The 15,963-nt window shown below is 71.1% G+C and carries 14 protein-coding genes and 2 pseudogenes; 8 read left to right on the top strand and 8 right to left on the bottom strand.

Annotated elements, in window-relative coordinates; genetic code table 11:
• Nucleotides 1-181: 181 nt before the first annotated feature.
• The 3 genes and pseudogenes from BM536_RS22130 to BM536_RS22120 all read right to left on the bottom strand — a co-directional run.
• Nucleotides 182-1,668, bottom strand: a pseudogene (locus BM536_RS22130) (glutamate synthase subunit beta).
• Between the two features lie 129 nt (nucleotides 1,669-1,797).
• Nucleotides 1,798-2,277, bottom strand: coding sequence for an anthrone oxygenase family protein (locus BM536_RS22125; RefSeq protein ID WP_073500145.1), 480 nt, complete (start codon nucleotides 2,275-2,277; stop codon nucleotides 1,798-1,800).
• Between the two features lie 189 nt (nucleotides 2,278-2,466).
• A pseudogene (locus BM536_RS22120) lies at nucleotides 2,467-3,123 on the bottom strand (DUF2293 domain-containing protein); the annotation flags it as partial.
• A 221-nt stretch (nucleotides 3,124-3,344) separates the two neighbouring features.
• Between BM536_RS22120 and BM536_RS22115 the strand changes: the two are divergent.
• The 3 genes from BM536_RS22115 (at nucleotide 3,345) to BM536_RS22105 (ending at nucleotide 5,170) form a co-directional block, all read left to right on the top strand.
• Nucleotides 3,345-3,986 carry a nucleoside/nucleotide kinase family protein gene (locus BM536_RS22115; protein WP_073498893.1) on the top strand — a complete coding sequence of 214 codons (642 nt, stop codon included), beginning with the start codon at nucleotides 3,345-3,347 and terminating at the stop codon, nucleotides 3,984-3,986.
• 73 nt (nucleotides 3,987-4,059) lie between these two features.
• Nucleotides 4,060-4,473, top strand: coding sequence for a PPOX class F420-dependent oxidoreductase (locus BM536_RS22110; RefSeq protein WP_073498895.1), 414 nt, complete (start codon nucleotides 4,060-4,062; stop codon nucleotides 4,471-4,473).
• Between the two features lie 262 nt (nucleotides 4,474-4,735).
• A complete protein-coding gene (locus BM536_RS22105; RefSeq protein ID WP_073498897.1) occupies nucleotides 4,736-5,170 on the top strand; it encodes a CBS domain-containing protein in 435 nt (144 codons plus the stop codon).
• 24 nt (nucleotides 5,171-5,194) lie between these two features.
• Here the strand turns inward: BM536_RS22105 and BM536_RS22100 are convergent, their stop codons facing one another.
• A complete protein-coding gene (locus tag BM536_RS22100; RefSeq protein ID WP_073498899.1) occupies nucleotides 5,195-6,322 on the bottom strand; it encodes a magnesium and cobalt transport protein CorA in 1,128 nt (375 codons plus the stop codon).
• A gap of 290 nt (nucleotides 6,323-6,612) precedes the next feature.
• Between BM536_RS22100 and BM536_RS22095 the strand changes: the two genes are divergently transcribed.
• On the top strand, nucleotides 6,613-7,407 hold the full coding sequence (locus BM536_RS22095) for a methyltransferase (protein ID WP_073498901.1): 795 nt from the start codon (nucleotides 6,613-6,615) through the stop codon (nucleotides 7,405-7,407).
• 108 nt (nucleotides 7,408-7,515) lie between these two features.
• Here the strand turns inward: BM536_RS22095 and BM536_RS22090 are convergent, their stop codons facing one another.
• Both BM536_RS22090 and BM536_RS22085 read right to left on the bottom strand, forming a co-directional pair.
• Nucleotides 7,516-8,433: a carbohydrate kinase family protein gene (locus BM536_RS22090; protein ID WP_245873738.1), complete on the bottom strand. Its 918-nt coding sequence runs from the start codon at nucleotides 8,431-8,433 to the stop codon at nucleotides 7,516-7,518.
• A gap of 80 nt (nucleotides 8,434-8,513) precedes the next feature.
• On the bottom strand, nucleotides 8,514-9,422 hold the full coding sequence (locus BM536_RS22085) for a pseudouridine-5'-phosphate glycosidase (RefSeq protein ID WP_094103371.1): 909 nt from the start codon (nucleotides 9,420-9,422) through the stop codon (nucleotides 8,514-8,516).
• Between the two features lie 99 nt (nucleotides 9,423-9,521).
• Between BM536_RS22085 and BM536_RS22080 the strand changes: the two genes are divergently transcribed.
• Entirely contained in the window at nucleotides 9,522-9,950 is a 429-nt protein-coding gene (locus BM536_RS22080) for a VOC family protein (protein WP_073498908.1), read from the top strand.
• A gap of 261 nt (nucleotides 9,951-10,211) precedes the next feature.
• On the opposite strand, the gene BM536_RS22075 is transcribed toward BM536_RS22080, so the two are convergent.
• Together BM536_RS22075 and BM536_RS22070 are read right to left on the bottom strand one after the other, a co-directional pair.
• A complete protein-coding gene (locus BM536_RS22075) occupies nucleotides 10,212-10,766 on the bottom strand; it encodes a methylated-DNA--[protein]-cysteine S-methyltransferase (protein ID WP_073498903.1) in 555 nt (184 codons plus the stop codon).
• Nucleotides 10,767-10,816: 50 nt separating this feature from the next.
• The gene (locus BM536_RS22070) at nucleotides 10,817-11,689 is read right to left on the bottom strand and encodes a glycerophosphodiester phosphodiesterase (RefSeq protein ID WP_094103369.1); all 873 of its coding nucleotides are present in this window, start codon (nucleotides 11,687-11,689) and stop codon (nucleotides 10,817-10,819) included.
• Between the two features lie 273 nt (nucleotides 11,690-11,962).
• Here BM536_RS22070 and BM536_RS22065 point away from each other — a divergent pair, with 273 nt between their 5' ends.
• From BM536_RS22065 to BM536_RS22055, 3 genes are all read left to right on the top strand, one after another.
• The gene (locus BM536_RS22065; protein WP_094103368.1) at nucleotides 11,963-12,829 is read left to right on the top strand and encodes an MHYT domain-containing protein; all 867 of its coding nucleotides are present in this window, start codon (nucleotides 11,963-11,965) and stop codon (nucleotides 12,827-12,829) included.
• Between the two features lie 40 nt (nucleotides 12,830-12,869).
• Complete coding sequence (uvrB, locus tag BM536_RS22060; RefSeq protein WP_073500017.1) at nucleotides 12,870-15,014, top strand: excinuclease ABC subunit UvrB; 2,145 nt, start codon at nucleotides 12,870-12,872, stop codon at nucleotides 15,012-15,014.
• Between the two features lie 153 nt (nucleotides 15,015-15,167).
• On the top strand, nucleotides 15,168-15,746 hold the full coding sequence (locus BM536_RS22055; protein WP_073500020.1) for a TerD family protein: 579 nt from the start codon (nucleotides 15,168-15,170) through the stop codon (nucleotides 15,744-15,746).
• Nucleotides 15,747-15,963: the final 217 nt, after the last annotated feature.

Raw genomic sequence — 15,963 nt, 5'->3', positions numbered from 1 at the left:
GATGTGGGGGCGCTGGAGGGGTGGCGGGCGCGGGACGAGGCCGCGCTGAGGGGGCGGCGGGAGCCATCTGGGCGGCACTGGAGCGACCGGGCCGGCGACTTGCGACACGGTCATCGACTACGTGCCTGCCACACGGTCATCGGCTACGCGTCTGCTCCACGCTGATCGGCTACGCCTTCTCCTACACGCTCATCGGACGGTCGTACGGTCCGATCGGCGCCGGCAGCCGTGAGCTTCCCGTCAGATGGCGGTCGACGGCCGCGGCGACCGCCCGACCCTCCGCGATCGCCCACACGATCAGTGACTGACCACGCGCGGCGTCCCCGGCGGCGTACACGCCGGGAACGTTCGTCGCGAAGTCCGCGTCCCGTGCGATCGTGCCACGCGGCTCCAGCGCCACCCCCAGCTGTCCGATGAGCCCGTCGTCCCGGTCGGGCCCGGAGAAGCCGAGGGCGAGCAGCACGAGGTCGGCCGGGAGCGCACGTGCGGTGCCGTCCACCGGCCGCCGTCTCTCGTCGACCTCGACGAGGTGCAGCGCCCGGACGTGCCCGGTCTCGTCACCGGTGAAGCGGAGCGTGGACGCCGCGAACAGGCGCGCGTCCGCGTCGGCGGCCGGCGCGATGCCCAGGTCGCGCGCCTCCTCGTGCGCTGCGGACAGCCGGTAGATCTTCGGGTACGTCGGCCAGGGATCGGTGTCCTCGTCGCGCTCCGCGCCCGGCTGGGCGTAGATGTCCAGCTGGGTGACGGACGCGGCGCCCTCGCGGATCGCCGTGCCCAGACAGTCGGCGCCCGTGTCGCCGCCGCCGACGATGACGACGTGCTTGCCGGCGGCGGACATCGGGGACCGCGCCAGGTCGCCTTCACACACCCGGTTGGCCAGCGGAAGATACTCCATCGCCTGCTGGATGCCGGTCAACTCCCGTCCTGGGACGTGCAGTTCCCGCCACTCGGTCGCTCCGGTGGCGATCACGACGGCGTCGTAGCGCGTCCGTAGATCGTCGGCCATCACGTCCCGCCCGACGGTGGTCGACGTACGGAACTTCGTGCCCTCCGCCCGCATCTGTTCGATCCGGCGCTCCAGATGCCGCTTCTCCATCTTGAACTCGGGGATGCCGTACCGCATCAGCCCGCCGATCCGGTCGTCCTTCTCGTAGACGGCGACCGTGTGCCCGGCCCGCGTCAGCTGCTGGGCGGCGGCCAGCCCGGTGGGTCCGGAGCCGATCACCGCCACCGTCCGCCCGGACAGCCGGTCCGGCGGCCGGGGCGGGGTGAGCCCGTCCGCCCAGGCCCGGTCGGCGATGGCCACCTCGACGTTCTTGATGGTGACGGCGGGCTGGTTGATGGCCAGCACGCACCCCGCCTCGCACGGCGCCGGACACAACCGCCCGGTGAAGTCGGGGAAGTTGTTCGTCGCGTGCAGCCGGTCGCTCGCCGCCCGCCAGTCCGCACGGGAGACCAGGTCGTTCCACTCGGGGATCAGGTTGCCGAGCGGGCAGGCGTCATGGCAGAACGGGACCCCGCAGTCCATACAGCGGTCGGCCTGTTCGCTGATGATGGGGAGCAGCGCGCCGGGGACGTACACCTCGTCCAGTCGCGGACCCGCTCCCCGGCCGGCCGACGCGGCCACTCCTGGCGGGGCGTGGTCATGAAACCCTTGGGATCGGCCATGGCCGTCTTCCTTGCGTGCGCTTGCGACGGGGCCGTGCTTCATCGGGCGGCACTCTTCCCGCCACGATACGTCCCCTCCGCGCCCTGCGCAGAGCGCCGTACAGCGCTTGCCGCGCACGTGCCCGGCCGTCACGTCAGCGCCAGCACGTAGGCGAGCGCGGCGGCGGTCGAGGCCACCGTGCGGACGTGGTTCCAGGCCGTCCACTCCCGCACGTAGTCCGGCCAGTAGGCGGTTTCCTCCGCGGTGCCCGGGGCGGGCTTGAGCAGCGCGTTGTTGCGGGGCACGTTCGCGAACATGGTCACCCCGAAGGAACCGAACAGATACAGCGCGCTGCCCAGCAGCAGTTCCACCGCACCCTCGTCCGGCCACAGCACGAGCGTCACCACCGCGATCACCGCACACAGCACCGCCGAACCGACGAACAGGAACATGAACGCCGGCGTCACCGCCGTCACGTTGATCGCCTTCATCGCGGCGACGCCCTGCGCGGGCGGCAGCGAGGCCAGTCCTCTCATCACGAAGGTCGAGAACCCGCAGAAGACCCCCGCCACCAGCCCGGTCCCGAGCACACCGAGCACCGCCAGCACGAAATACGGTCCCTCGATCACGTCGTCCTCCCCTACGCGGCCGGGCACCCGCCCGCCTCGCCCTCTGTCCGTCCGTCCCCACCAAGTCAAGTCGCCTGCGCGGACGGCCACCATCGTCGAGAGCCTCGGGCGCATACGCGAACGTCCAGCCGCCGCCCGTGGGACCGGTCGCGGAAGCTGGAGTAGGTGCCGTCGTGGAAGAAGCCGCCGGACCGTCTCCACGCCCACCGCGATCCGCCGCCGCGCCTCCCGCCGCGGCACTCCGCCCATCAGCAACGCGTCGTACGAGGTGTCCAGATGCCGTACGGACGCCACGACCGCCGAGACGACCGCCCCCTCGGACAACGCCCGCCCGGCGGCGCCGCGCCCCACCCGGCCGCTGCCCCGCGCCGACGCGTGAGCGGCGATTCCGTCGGCCCGGTCCCGCGGGCAGCCGGGAAACAGGCGCAGGATCTCCGTCGCGAACGCCTCCGCGAACCGCGCGTCCTGTACCGCCCGGCGCCGGGCATCCCGGACCCGACGCCGTCGCCGCGCCTCGGCGTCCGCCAGGCAGCGCGCCTCCGCCCGCGCCAGCCCCGCCTCCTCGACGAGGACGCCCTGCCGCTCGTAACGCCCTTTGCGGCGGTTGAACCGGACGACGACCACGGAGAGCGTGCTCTCCTCCCGCGCCCTGCGCGTGAGCGCCGTGTCACCGCGCGGCAGGAACACCAGATGCCCCAGGTCCGCGCAGTCGAGGCAGTACGGCACCCGGCCCTCGACGACGAGCATCGACAGCGGCCCTCGCCGGCACCCGGCGCAGTGGCGTCGCCGGGACGGCTGGATCACGACGAGCCCGATACGGGCCGGCGGAGTTGGCACGACCTGCATACCGGCTGCATTCCCCCTCCCCGGTCGGCGTACGACAACGCGGGCGCACCTCCGGCTCGGGCCGGCGCACACGGCGGGCCTCGCCCGGCATCCAGCACCTGCTCGCCGCTCGCCGGGCCTGCTCGCCCCTTGCCGCGCTGCTCGCCGCTCGCCGCTCGCCGTGCAGGCACTGCCCGCGGTGCCCACGGGCGCGACGCGTCCGGAGCGGCACCTGTCGCATCATGGGCCGTGTGCGACTCGAAGCGATCACCTGGGAACGGCTCGGCGACCTTCTCGCCGACCGCCTGCTCGACCTGAAGCCGGAGGACGGCAGCCCATGGCCTCGCATCGCCTTCGACGGCGCCCCGGCGGCCAGCCCGGGAGACCTCGCCGAACGCGTCGCCGAGGCGCTGCGGATACGCGGCCGCCCCTCCCGCGTCGTCGACACCCAGGGCTTCCTGCGCCCGGCCTCCGTCCGCCTGGAGTACGGCCGCCATGACGTCGAGGCCTACTACGACGGCTGGTTCGACACCGGTGCCCTGTGGCGTGAGGTGTTCGGCCCACTCGAACCCGGTGCCGACGGACGGATCCTGCCCGACCTGTGGGACCCGGCCACCGATCGAGCCACCCGCAGCTCCTACGTCCAACTCCCGCCGGGCGGCTTCCTGTTGCTGCACGGCCCTCTTCTGCTCCGCCACTGGTTCCCCTTCGACCTGACCGTTCACGTCCTCCTCTCACCGCCCGCCTTGCGCCGCCGTACCCCCGAGGCCGACCGGTGGACGCTGCCCGCCTTCGAGCGGTACGACCGTGAGACCGATCCGGCGGTCGCGGCCGACATCCTGGTCCGCGCGGACGATCCCCGGCGTCCGGCGTGGAACGGGTGATCGCGGCTGTCCCGTGGACCGTTGGTGCCGCAAACCGCTATTCAATGCACATGCATGCAACTAGAGTGCTGTCATGACGATCTCTTCCAGTGCTCCCCTCTCTCTCGACGCCTCGGTCCGCACCCTCCTCGATGGCAAGAACTTCGCCTCCGTGGCCACTCTCGGCCCCGACGGGGCTCCGCAGAACTCGGTGGTCTGGATCAAACGCGAGGGCGACACCGTCCTGTTCTCCTCCACCGACGGACGGCAGAAGGTGCGCAACCTCCGCCGTGACCCCCGCATCAGCCTCTCGGTCTTCGACCTCGCCAACCCCTACACCTCCGTCGAGATCCGTGGCACCGCCGAGATCCTCCCCGACGACGACAAGCGCCTCCCGCACGAGCTGTCCCACAAGTACCTCGGCATCGACCCGCCGGCCGAGAAGGACGACGAGGTACGCCTGATCATCCGCGTCGTGCCGCGGAGGGTCGTCGGGTTCTCGGCCTGAGCCTTGCGCCCTGTGCCCTGCCCCCCGGACCCTGCCGAGTGCCGAGTGCCGAGTGCCGAGTGCCGAGTGCCGAGTGCCGAGTGCCGAGTGCCGAGTGCCGAGTGCTGTCTGCCGTCTGCCGTCTGCCGTCTGCCGTCTGCCGTCGGACGTGCGGTCGGCGACCGGCCCGGCGAGAATGGGACGTCGGGACACGAGAGCGCAGGGCGCCGGGACGGTGGCGTACACCGCGTCGCGCCGGCCGTCCCGCACCAGGAGGTACACCATGACCACCGCCGGACAGATCATGCACCGGGGCGCCCAGTGGATACCCGCCCACGAGACCCTCGACCGCGCCGCCCAGTTGATGCGTGAGCTCAACGTCGGAGCCCTGCCCATCAGCGACGAGAACGAACGGCTCTGCGGCATCCTCACCGACCGCGACATCGTCGTGGGCTGTGTGGCCATGGGCCACGACCCCGCCAAGGTCACCGCCGGTCAGATGGCCAAGGGAACCCCGCGCTGGGTCGACGCCGACGCCGATGTCAGCGAGGTGCTCCAGGAGATGCAGGGCCACCAGATCAAGCGGCTGCCGGTGATCGAGAACAAGCGCCTGGTGGGCATGATCAGCGAGGCCGACCTCGCCCAGCACCTGACCGACGATCAGATGGCCTCGTGGGCCGAGAGCGTCTACGCCAGGACCGGTACCGCCCGCTCCTGACGCCGGTCGCCGACAGCAGCCTCCTCAGAGCCAGCCGTTGCGCCGGAAGCCGCGGTACAGGGACACGCAGGCGACGGTTATCAGCCCGATCGCCATGCCGTAGCCGTACTTCCAGTGCAGCTCCGGCATGTGGTCGAAGTTCATGCCGTAGACCCCGCAGATCATCGTCGGCACGGCGATGATCGCGGCCCACGCCGTGATCTTCCGCATGTCCTCGTTCTGCGCGACGGTGACCTGGGCCAGGTGCGCCTGGAGGATCGAGTTGAGCAGTTCGTCGAAGGCGGCGATCTGTTCCGTGGCGCGCAGCAGATGGTCGGAGACGTCCCGGAAGTAGGCCTGTATCTCGGGGTCCACCACCCGCATCGGCCGGGCCGCGAGATCCTGGAGGGGTCGGCTCAGCGGCACCACCGCCCGCTTCAGCTCCAGGAGTTCCCGCTTGAGCTGGTAGATGCGCCCGGGGTCGGCCCGCGCGCCGTTCTCCGCGAAGACGTCCGTCTCGACCTGGTCGATGTCTGCGTGGACGGAGTCGATGACGTTGAGGTATTCGTCGACCACGTGGTCCGCGACCGCGTGCAGCACCGCCGAAGGCCCCTTGGCGAGCTGGCCGGGATCGGACTCCAGCTCCTCGCGCAGCGGGCCCAGCGAGCCGTGCCGTCCGTGGCGCACGGTGATGACGAAGTCCTGGCCGACGAACACCATGATCTCGCCGGTGTCGACCACTTCGCTCGTCGAAGTGAGCTGCTCGTGCTCGACGTAGCAGACCGTTTTGAACACGGCGAACAGCGTCTCGCCGTACCGCTCCACCTTCGGGCGCTGGTGGGCCTCGACCGCGTCCTCGACGGCCAGCGGATGCAGGTCGAAGAGGTCGGCGATGCCCGCGAACTCCGCGTTCGTCGGCTCATGGAGACCGAGCCAGACGAAACCGTGCCCACTCTTGCGCACCAGCTCCACGGTGTCGACGAGGTCGCTGCCGACCGGCGCGCGGGCTCCCTCGCGGTACGTCACGCAGTTCACCACCGAGGAGCCCAGCGGAGAACGCGCGGGGTGGCTCAGATCGACCCGCGCCCGCCGGCGGGCCAGGCGCGCCACCTTGCGCAGGCCGCCGACCCCGCCCAGGCCAGTGACCTTCCGCAGATTCCCCGCCATGGTCATCCGGACCTCCTCCTGCTGGATCCCCCGTGCGTGCTCTCACGCCCTGGCATGTCAGTCTGCCAGGCTCCCGCAGAACCCTGGGTAGGCCTGTGGAAAGGGGGTGTTCCGCTTTGTTCCCGCCTGTGGAAAACCTGCCTCCGGGCCTGGTCCGGGCCTGGTCCGGGCCTGAGGGGGCTGCCTCCGGGCCGGACTTCCATGGCTTCCCCACCCTGCCAGGACCGCCTTCGGCCACCGCATCACGGTCGCGTCACCTGCGTCGGCAGACCAGGACAACTGGGATGATTCGCCGTATGACGCGAACCGATCGGTACCTTATCGACAACCAGCGGACCGAGGTGGACGAGCGCTTCGACGCCTTCGCCACTCTCTTCGACCCGACGACGTTCCGGCACCTCGAAGGCCTGGGCGTGGGCCCTGGCTGGCGGTGCTGGGAGGTCGGCGCGGGCGGCACGTCGGTGGTGTCCTGGCTGGCGAAGAAGGTCGGCCCCACCGGCAAGGTCTTCGCCACCGACATCGACACCGCGCGACTGACCGGGGCCGCCCGCCCGCCGGTCGAGGTACGGGTGCATGACGTCGGCGCCGAGGAGCCGCCTGCGGAGGGCTTCGACCTGGTCCACGCCCGGCTCGTCCTCGTCCATGTGCCGGAGCGGGAACGGGCGCTGCGCTCCATGGTCAAGGCCCTGCGGCCGGGGGGACGGCTCCTGTTGGAGGACGGGGACCCGGCCCTCCAGCCGCTGCTCTGCCCCGACGAGCACGGCCCCGAGCAGCAGTTGGCGAACCGGCTCCGCCACGGCTTCCGCAAACTCCTACAGGACCGCGGCGCGGACCTCTCCTACGGCCGCAAGCTCCCGCGCCTGCTCCGCGAGGCAGGACTGCACGGCGTCGAGGCCGACGCACACTTCCCCCTCACCTCGCCCGCCTGCGCAGCCCTGGAATCCGCGACCGTCCGCCAGATCCGCGCCGGCCTCGTGGCCGCCGGCCTCGCGACCGACGAGGAAATCGACCTCCACCTCGCCAACGTCGCCTCCGGCGGCATGGACCTCGCGACGGCACCGATGATCTCGGCGTGGGGGAGAAAGCGATAGTACGACCGACTTGTCGTACACCCGACGGCGCCGTGCCGTCATCGAGGGGCGTACACCCGACGGCGCCGTGCCGTCATCGAGGGGCGTACGACCGACGGCGCCGTGCCGTCACCGAGCGCGGCTCGTCTCCACCGGTCGCGTGGGCGTCGGCGGTCTGCCGCCCACCCGCTCCACCGCCAGCGCGCCCGCCGCGCACCCCTCGACCGCGGCCTTCGCGGGCTCGGCGCCCGTGAGCAGGGCGGCGAGGAACGCGCCCGTGAAGGCGTCGCCCGCACCCGTGGTGTCCCGAGGTGTCGCCGGGACAGCGGGGACGCGGGCGACGACGGCGCCGTCCCGGGCCACCACGGCTCCGTCCGCACCCTGTTTCGCCACCACCAGCGGCACGCGCCGGCTGAGTTCGGCGGCCGCGTCCGCCCCGTCGGCGGTCCCGGTCAGCAGACACGCCTCGTCCCGGCTGGGCAGCAGCACGTCCACACCCCGCACCAGAGCGAGGAACCGGTCGGCGCCCAGTTCCCCCAGGAACCCCGCCGACGCCGGATCCAGGCTCACCGGCACCCCACGCGCGCGTGCCGAGGCCAACGCCGTCCGCACCAGCGCACGCCCCGACGAGGAGAACAGCAGATAGCCCGACAGATGCAGCCGGGCGACCCCGTCGAGCAGCAGGTCCGACCAGTCGTCGGGGTCGAGCCGCAGGGAGGCGCCGCTGTCGGTGAGGAATGTCCGCTCGGCCGCGGCCCCCGTGTCGACCAGGCAGATCACCGTGCCGGTCGGCGCCTCGGGATCGACGACGAGCAGGGGCCGTACCCCGCTGGTGACCAGCTCCCGTTCGTGCCAGGCCGCCGCCTCCACGCCCACCCGGCCGAGCAGCCGTACGTCCGCACACCCCCGGTGGGCCGCCCAGCACGCCACGTTGGCGCCCGCGCCGCCCGGCAGCGTCCGGATCACCGCGGCCGTGTCCGTCCCCGAGGCCAACGGGCCCCGGTGACGCGTGACGACGTCCGTGACGACGTCCCCCACGACCAGCAGCGCCCCGCCCCCTCGCCGTTCGCGAGCGGCGTCCGCACCCTTACCGTCGCCGTCGTGATCCGGCCCGTCCGGACTGCCGGTCACGCCCCGGCCCACGCCGAGGCGATCCGCCCCGCCAGCCGTACGTTGCCGCGCACAGCCGCCAGGTTGGCGCTCAGGGACGCGCCGTCGGTGTGGCGGACCAGGTAGTCGAGCAGGAACGGAGTGACGGCCTGACCGGTGACTTCCTCCGCCGCGCAGACCTCCAGCGCGTCCGCGAGCACGCGCGCGTGCAGCGCGGGATCCAACTGCTGCTCCTGCGGCACCGGATTCGCGACGATCAGAGCCGACTGCGGTACCAGCAGCGCGTCCTGTGCCCGCATCACGTCCGCCACCTGACCGGGACTCTCCAGCGTCCAGTCCACCGGATGCCCCGAGTCGGACAGGTAGAAGCCGGGGAAGCGGTCCGTGCCGTACCCGGCGACGGCGACCCCCAGTGTCTCCAGCCGCTGAAGCGTCGCCGGTACGTCCAGGATCGATTTCACCCCCGCGCACACCACCGTGATCCGGGTACGCGCCAGCAGGCCCAGATCGGCCGACTCGTCCTGGGTGACCGTCCATTCCCGGTGCACCCCGCCGAGCCCGCCCGTCGCGAACACGCGCACCCCGGCCAGCGCGGCCAGCAGCGCGGTCGCCGACACCGTGGTCGCCCCGCTCGCCCCCGAGGCGACGGCGAGCGGCAGATCGCGGTGGCCCAGCTTGCGGATCCCGTCCTCGTTGGCGATCCGCTCCAGCTGCTCCTTGTCGAGGCCGACATGGGGCCGCCCGTCCAGCACGGCGATCGTCGCCGGTACGGCGCCCTCCTCGCGCACCACCGCCTCCAGTTCCCGCGCCACCTGGAGGTTGCGCGGGCGTGGCAGCCCGTGGGCGATGATCGTGGACTCCAGCGCCACCACGGGTCGGCGCGCGTCGACCGCCTCCCGTACCTCTTCCGACACCACCAGCACCACGTGCCCGCCTCCTGTCCGTCGGTCTTCCCTCATCTCTGGCGGGCGGCGCGCCCGGTCAAACCCTTGCGGCCTGTGCGGGACGACACCAGCCTGGAGGGCATGACCGACAACCTGCCTCGCCTGGACCACGTCGTCCTGTGGGCGCGCGACCCGCTCGCCGCTGCCGACTTCTACGAGAACATCGTCGGCCTGGCACCCGTCCGGCTCGACGCGTTCGCCGCGGGCGAGGAGCCATTCCCCTCCGTCCGGATCGACGACGGGACCCTCCTCGACCTCATGCCGCTGACCATGGTGAAGGGCATGACGATGCTTCCCGGGGCGGCCGACAGCGCCGGACACCCCGTGAACCACGTCTGTCTGGCCCTGTCCCGGTCCGCCTTCGACGCGCTTCACACGCGCCTGACCGAGCACGCCGTCCCTGTCTCGGACATCTCGCACGGCTCCTTCGGTGCCCGCGGCGAGGCCACCCGCAGCCTCTACTTCCGCGACCCGGACGGCAACATCGTCGAGATCCGGCACTACGACTGACGCGGCCACCGGTACGCCCGCGCCGCCCCGCTCAGACGTCACCCGCCCTTCGGGACACCGAGCCCGCGGCACCCTCGACGGCGGTCACGGCGGTCACGGCGGTCACGGCGGTCACGGCGTACACCGGGCCGGGCCGTCGCGGCCGTACGAGCGCGTGGCGTGCGTGGCGTGGACCAGGTGGGCCAGAGTCAGGCCCAGGCGGGTGACGGTTGGCCGCCGGCGCAGTCTCTCCCCTGCCGTACCGCCCGCCCGGACGGCCGCTCAGAACAGCGGCTCGGGCAGGACCCCCTCCAGGGCGAGCAGTCTGCGCTTGGCCTCCAGGCCGCCGCCGAAGCCGCCGATCCCGCCGTCGCTCTCCACGACCCTGTGGCAGGGCACGACGACCGGCAGCGGATTGGCGCCCATCGCCATCCCCACCGCCTGCGCGGCACCGGGCTGGCCCACGCGCCTGGCGAGATCGCCGTAGCCCACGACGGCGCCGTACGGGACGCCGGAGGCCAGCTCGCGCAGGACCTGACGATTGAAGCCGGAGATCAGCGACCAGTCCAGGGGCAGCGCGAAGTCGTGCCGCTCACCGGCGAAGTAGGCGCGGACCTGACTTGTCGCCTCGGACAGCAGCGGGGAGCCGGGCGACTCGACGGGCTCCGTGCCCAGCCGGTCCGATAGACGGCCGAGCGCCTTCACGCGCACGGCTTCGTCGGCGTGGAACACGACGTTGACCAGGCCCTCGCGGGTCGCGGCCAGCAGCAGCGGCCCGATGCCGGTGTCGACGACGGTCCACACGACCTGCTGCTCGTACTGCCCATGGCTGTCCATGCGCCCACGGTACGACCCGCCACCGACAACGCCCGGGTCCGGCCGCGGTATCAGTCCCAGTACAGCGCCCGCGCCACCACGTCCGGCTTGTTGGTGATGATGCCGTCGACTCCGTACCCGGCCATCGTCCGGGCCACGGAGGCGTCGTCGACGGTCCAGACGAAGATCCTCAGCGGGACGCCGTGCGGTCCCGCGACCGCGTGCACGGCGGAGACGTATCCCGGGGAGAGGGACACGTAAGAGGGATTGATCAGGTCGGCGAAGGCCGCGTACGCGGGCAGGTCGCGCACCGCCGGTCTGCCCAGCAGACCGGTCGTCACGGCCGGCTCCAGGTCGTGGACGGCCCGCAGACTGTCGGCGCTGAAGCTCTGCACGATCAGCCGGCCCCCGAGATGCACCCCGTCCAGCCATCCCTCGTCGGCGAGCACCTTGAGGGTCTCCTGTTCGATCCCCGGGTACAGCTCGGGCTTCTTCAGCTCCAGCAGCAGTTTCTGGTCGTGATGCTCGACACGCCGGACGTACTCCTCGAGCGTCGGCACGCGCGCGCCCGCGTACGCGGGACCGAACCAACTGCCCGCGTCGAGCAGTGCCACCTCGGCCGCGGTGAAGTCCTTCACCTTCCACGGGGCCCGCCCCGGAAAGACCTCCTCGACGTCCGTGGTCCGGCTGAGGGTGTCGTCGTGGATCACCACGAGGGTGCCGTCCTTGGTGCGCTGGACGTCGTTCTCCACCCAGCGAACCCCCAGGTCGGCCGCCGCGTCGACGGCCGCGAGGGTGTTCTCGGGAGCCTGGGAGGAAGCGCCCCGGTGGGCGATCACGGAGGACTGCCCGACGATGCCCGCGCGGGCGTCATGGACGGGGAGCAGGAGGGCGACGACGCCCACCAGCGCGGTGGTCGTCGCGGCAACTGCGCGCGCGTGCATACGTACTCCTCACGTCGGCCGATCACGTACGGCTCAACTGTGACAGCGCAGGGTCAACAGCGGGTGCTCGCGGGAGGACGACCGGATGAACCTTGACGGCCGGGACCGCTTCACGGGTGCGGCACATTGGGGCAAGGCCGTGTTTCTTTGCCGGAAAATCGTTCGACCATTCCGGTGGCAGTCATACTGCTCTGCGTCAACCCTGACCGCTCGCGCGGTCCTGGGTGGGGGGCGTTCCAGGCAGTCCAGCAACAGGGCGGAAGGGCACCGCGCATGCACGGCACGGTCGACGGATTCAGCTACGGACTCGTCACACCGCTGGTGGCCTACCTCATGGCCTGCCTCGGCGGTGCCCTCGGCCTGCGCTGCACGACCAGAGCGCTGCTCGTCGCCCACTCCTGGCGCCCCGGATGGCTCGCCCTGGGCGCGGCCGCGATCGGCTCCGGCATCTGGACGATGCACTTCGTCGCCATGATGGGCTTCTCGGTCGCGGGTGCCCCGATCCACTACGACAAGCCCATGACCTACGCCAGCCTCGGCGTCGCCGTCCTCATGGTGGGCGTCGGGATCTTCATCGTCGGCTACCGGGGCGCCACCGGCACCGCGCTGTTCACCGGAGGCACCATCACCGGCCTCGGGATCGCGTCGATGCACTACCTGGGCATGGCCGGCATGCGCTTCGACGGCAAGTTCGAGTACAACACCCTCACCGTGGGTGTCTCCGTGGCCATAGCGATGGCCGCCGCGACCGCCGCCCTGTGGGCCGCCGGGCAGGTCAGGGGCTTCGTGTGGAGCGTGGGCGCGAGCCTCGTCATGGGGCTGGCCGTCACCGGCATGCACTACACGGGCATGGCCGCCCTCAGCGTCGACCTGCACGCCACGGGTACGCCGTCCGCGGGCGACTCGCCCGCCGGTCTGCTCGCGCCCATGCTGATCGGCCCGCTCGCCTTCCTCTGCCTCGCCGGTGTCGTGGTGATGTTCGACCCGCTCATGGTCATGGGCAAGCCCGACTGGAACCCCGCCGAGCACAAGCCCGGCGTCCCGGCCCACCCGCACACCCCGCACCCCGCCGGCCTGGCCCGCCTCCGCACCCGCCGCAAGGTGACCCACCACGAGAGCCGGACCCCGCAGAACCGCTGATCGGACCGCATTGTCAGTGGTGGGTCGTACGGTGGATGGCATGCGGCCCGTTTCCCACATCGAACGCACGGTGGCGCCTTTCGAGGTCGTCAGCCCCTACCAGCCCAGCGGTGACCAGCCGGCGGCCATCGCCGAGCTGGCCAAGCGCGTCGAGGCCGGTGAGAAGGACGTCGTCCTCCTGGGCGCGACCGGCACCGGCAAGTCCGCCACGACCGCGTGGATGATCGAGAAGCTCCAGCGCCCCACGCTCGTGATGGCGCCGAACAAGACGCTGGCCGCCCAGCTGGCGAACGAGTTCCGCGAGCTCCTGCCGAACAACGCGGTGGAGTACTTCGTCTCGTACTACGACTACTACCAGCCCGAGGCGTACGTCCCGCAGTCGGACACCTACATCGAGAAGGACTCCTCGATCAACGAGGAGGTCGAGCGCCTGCGCCACTCCGCGACCAACTCGCTGCTCACCCGCCGCGACGTCATCGTGGTCGCCTCGGTCTCCTGCATCTACGGCCTGGGTACGCCGCAGGAGTACGTGGACCGGATGGTCACCCTCAAGGTCGGCGAGGAGATCGACCGCGACCAGCTGCTGCGCCGCTTCGTGGACATCCAGTACACGCGCAACGACACGGCCTTCACCCGCGGCACCTTCCGGGTCCGCGGCGACACCATCGAGATCTTCCCGGTCTACGAGGAACTGGCCGTCCGCATCGAGATGTTCGGCGACGAGATCGAGGCCCTGTCCACCCTCCACCCGCTCACCGGCGAGATCATCAGCGACGACGAACACCTGTACGTCTTCCCCGCCACCCACTACGTGGCCGGCCCGGAGCGCCTGGAGCGCGCCGTCAACGACATCGAGAAGGAACTGGGCGAGCGCCTCACCGAACTCGAGAAGCAGGGCAAGCTCCTGGAGGCCCAGCGCCTGCGCATGCGCACCACGTACGACCTCGAGATGCTCCGCCAGATCGGCAGCTGCTCGGGCGTGGAGAACTACTCGATGCACTTCGACGGCCGCCTGCCCGGCTCCCCGCCGAACACCCTGATCGACTACTTCCCCGACGACTTCCTGCTCGTCATCGACGAGTCCCATGTCACCGTCCCGCAGATCGGCGCCATGTACGAGGGCGACGCCTCGCGCAAGCGCACCCTCGTCGACCACGGCTTCCGGCTGCCCTCCGCCCTCGACAACCGCCCCCTGAAGTGGGAGGAGTTCCAGAAGCGCATCGGGCAGACCGTCTACCTGTCGGCGACGCCCGGCAAGTACGAACTCTCCCGCGGGGACGGCGTCGTCGAGCAGATCATCCGCCCCACCGGCCTCATCGACCCCGAGATCGTCGTCAAGCCCACCGAGGGCCAGATCGACGACCTGGTGCACGAGATCCGCACGCGCGTCGAGAAGGACGAGCGCGTCCTGGTCACGACGCTCACCAAGAAGATGTCCGAGGACCTCACCGACTACTTCCTGGAACTCGGCATCCAGGTGCGCTATCTGCACAGCGACGTCGACACCCTGCGCCGTATCGAGCTGCTGCGCGAACTGCGGGCCGGTGAGTTCGACGTACTGGTCGGCATCAACCTCCTGCGGGAGGGACTCGACCTGCCCGAGGTGTCCCTGGTGGCGATCCTCGACGCCGACAAGGAGGGCTTCCTGCGCTCCGGTACCTCGCTGATCCAGACCATCGGCCGCGCCGCGCGCAATGTCTCCGGCCAGGTCCACATGTACGCCGACAAGATCACCCCGGGCATGGAACGGGCCATCGAGGAGACCAACCGCCGCCGCGAGAAGCAGATCGCCTACAACACGGCGCACGGCATCGACCCCCAGCCGCTCCGCAAGAAGATCAACGACATCGTCGCGCAGATCGCGCGCGAGGAGGTCGACACCGAGCAGCTGCTGGGCTCCGGCTACCGCGCGAAGAAGGACGGCGGCGGCACGAAGGCTCCGGTGCCCTCCCTCGGCAAGGCGGCCAAGGGCGCGACATCGGCCAGGTCCGCCAAGGGCAAGGCCAAGGAGACGGTCCCGACCGACCGTCCCGCGGCCCAACTCGCCGAGCAGATCGAGGAGATGACGGCGCGGATGCGGGCGGCCGCCGCGGACCTCCAGTTCGAGGTCGCGGCCCGACTGCGCGACGAGGTCTCCGAGATGAAGAAGGAACTGCGCCAGATGAAGGAGGCGGGCATGGCCTGACGGCCCGGGCGGACCGGGCTGCCGTACGCCCTGTGTTGCAAGAACGAAACGAAGTACGGTCCTGGGTACGGCACTGTCAGTGCCGTTGCGTAGGGTTTTCGACAACCGCGGGGACCGCGGCAACAGGGGACAGTCCGAGAGGGGAATCAGCGCGTGACCGTCAACATGACCAAGGGTCAGGCCATCAGTCTGCAGAAGGCCGACGGAGGCAGCCTGACCGCGGTGCGCATGGGTCTCGGCTGGCAGGCTGCCCCCCGGCGCGGCCTGTTCGGCTCCCGCACCCGCGAGATCGACCTCGACGCCTCCGCCGTCCTCTTCGCGGACAAGCAGCCGGTCGACGTCGTCTTCTTCCGCCACCTGGTGAGCGACGACGGCTCCGTCCGTCACACCGGCGACAACCTGGTCGGCGGCGTCGGCCAGGGCGGCGACGACGAGGCGATCCTCGTCGACCTGTCCCGCGTCCCGGTTCACATCGACCAGATCGTCTTCACGGTGAACTCCTTCACCGGCCAGACCTTCCAGGAGGTGCAGAACGCGTTCTGCCGCCTGGTCGACGAGACCAACGGCCAGGAGCTGGCGCGCTACACGCTCGCGGGCGGCGGCGCCTACACGGCACAGATCATGGCCAAGGTGCACCGGGTGGGCAGCGGCTGGAACATGACCGCGCTCGGCGCCCCGGCCAACGGCCGCACCTTCCAGGACCTGATGCCGGCGATCCTGCCCGCGCTGTAGACCGGGCCGGGCGAGCGGAACACGACAACACGACACGCGACGCAGGGGGACCACAGGGGATGACGGCCGAGCTGGTGCGGGGCCAGAACCACCCGCTCTCCGAAGCCCGCCTCGAGATCAGGGTCTCGGCCGGCACCCCGGTCGTGCGGCCGCCACCCTCAGCGACGAGAGCCGGCAGGAGTCCGCGGAGTGGAGTGGGTCGCCCACCCGGGCGCAC

Origin of the sequence: Streptomyces phaeoluteigriseus (assembly GCF_001896135.2) — a bacterium.
Lineage (GTDB): Bacteria > Actinomycetota > Actinomycetes > Streptomycetales > Streptomycetaceae > Streptomyces > Streptomyces phaeoluteigriseus.
This window is presented reverse-complemented; position numbering and strand designations above follow the sequence as displayed.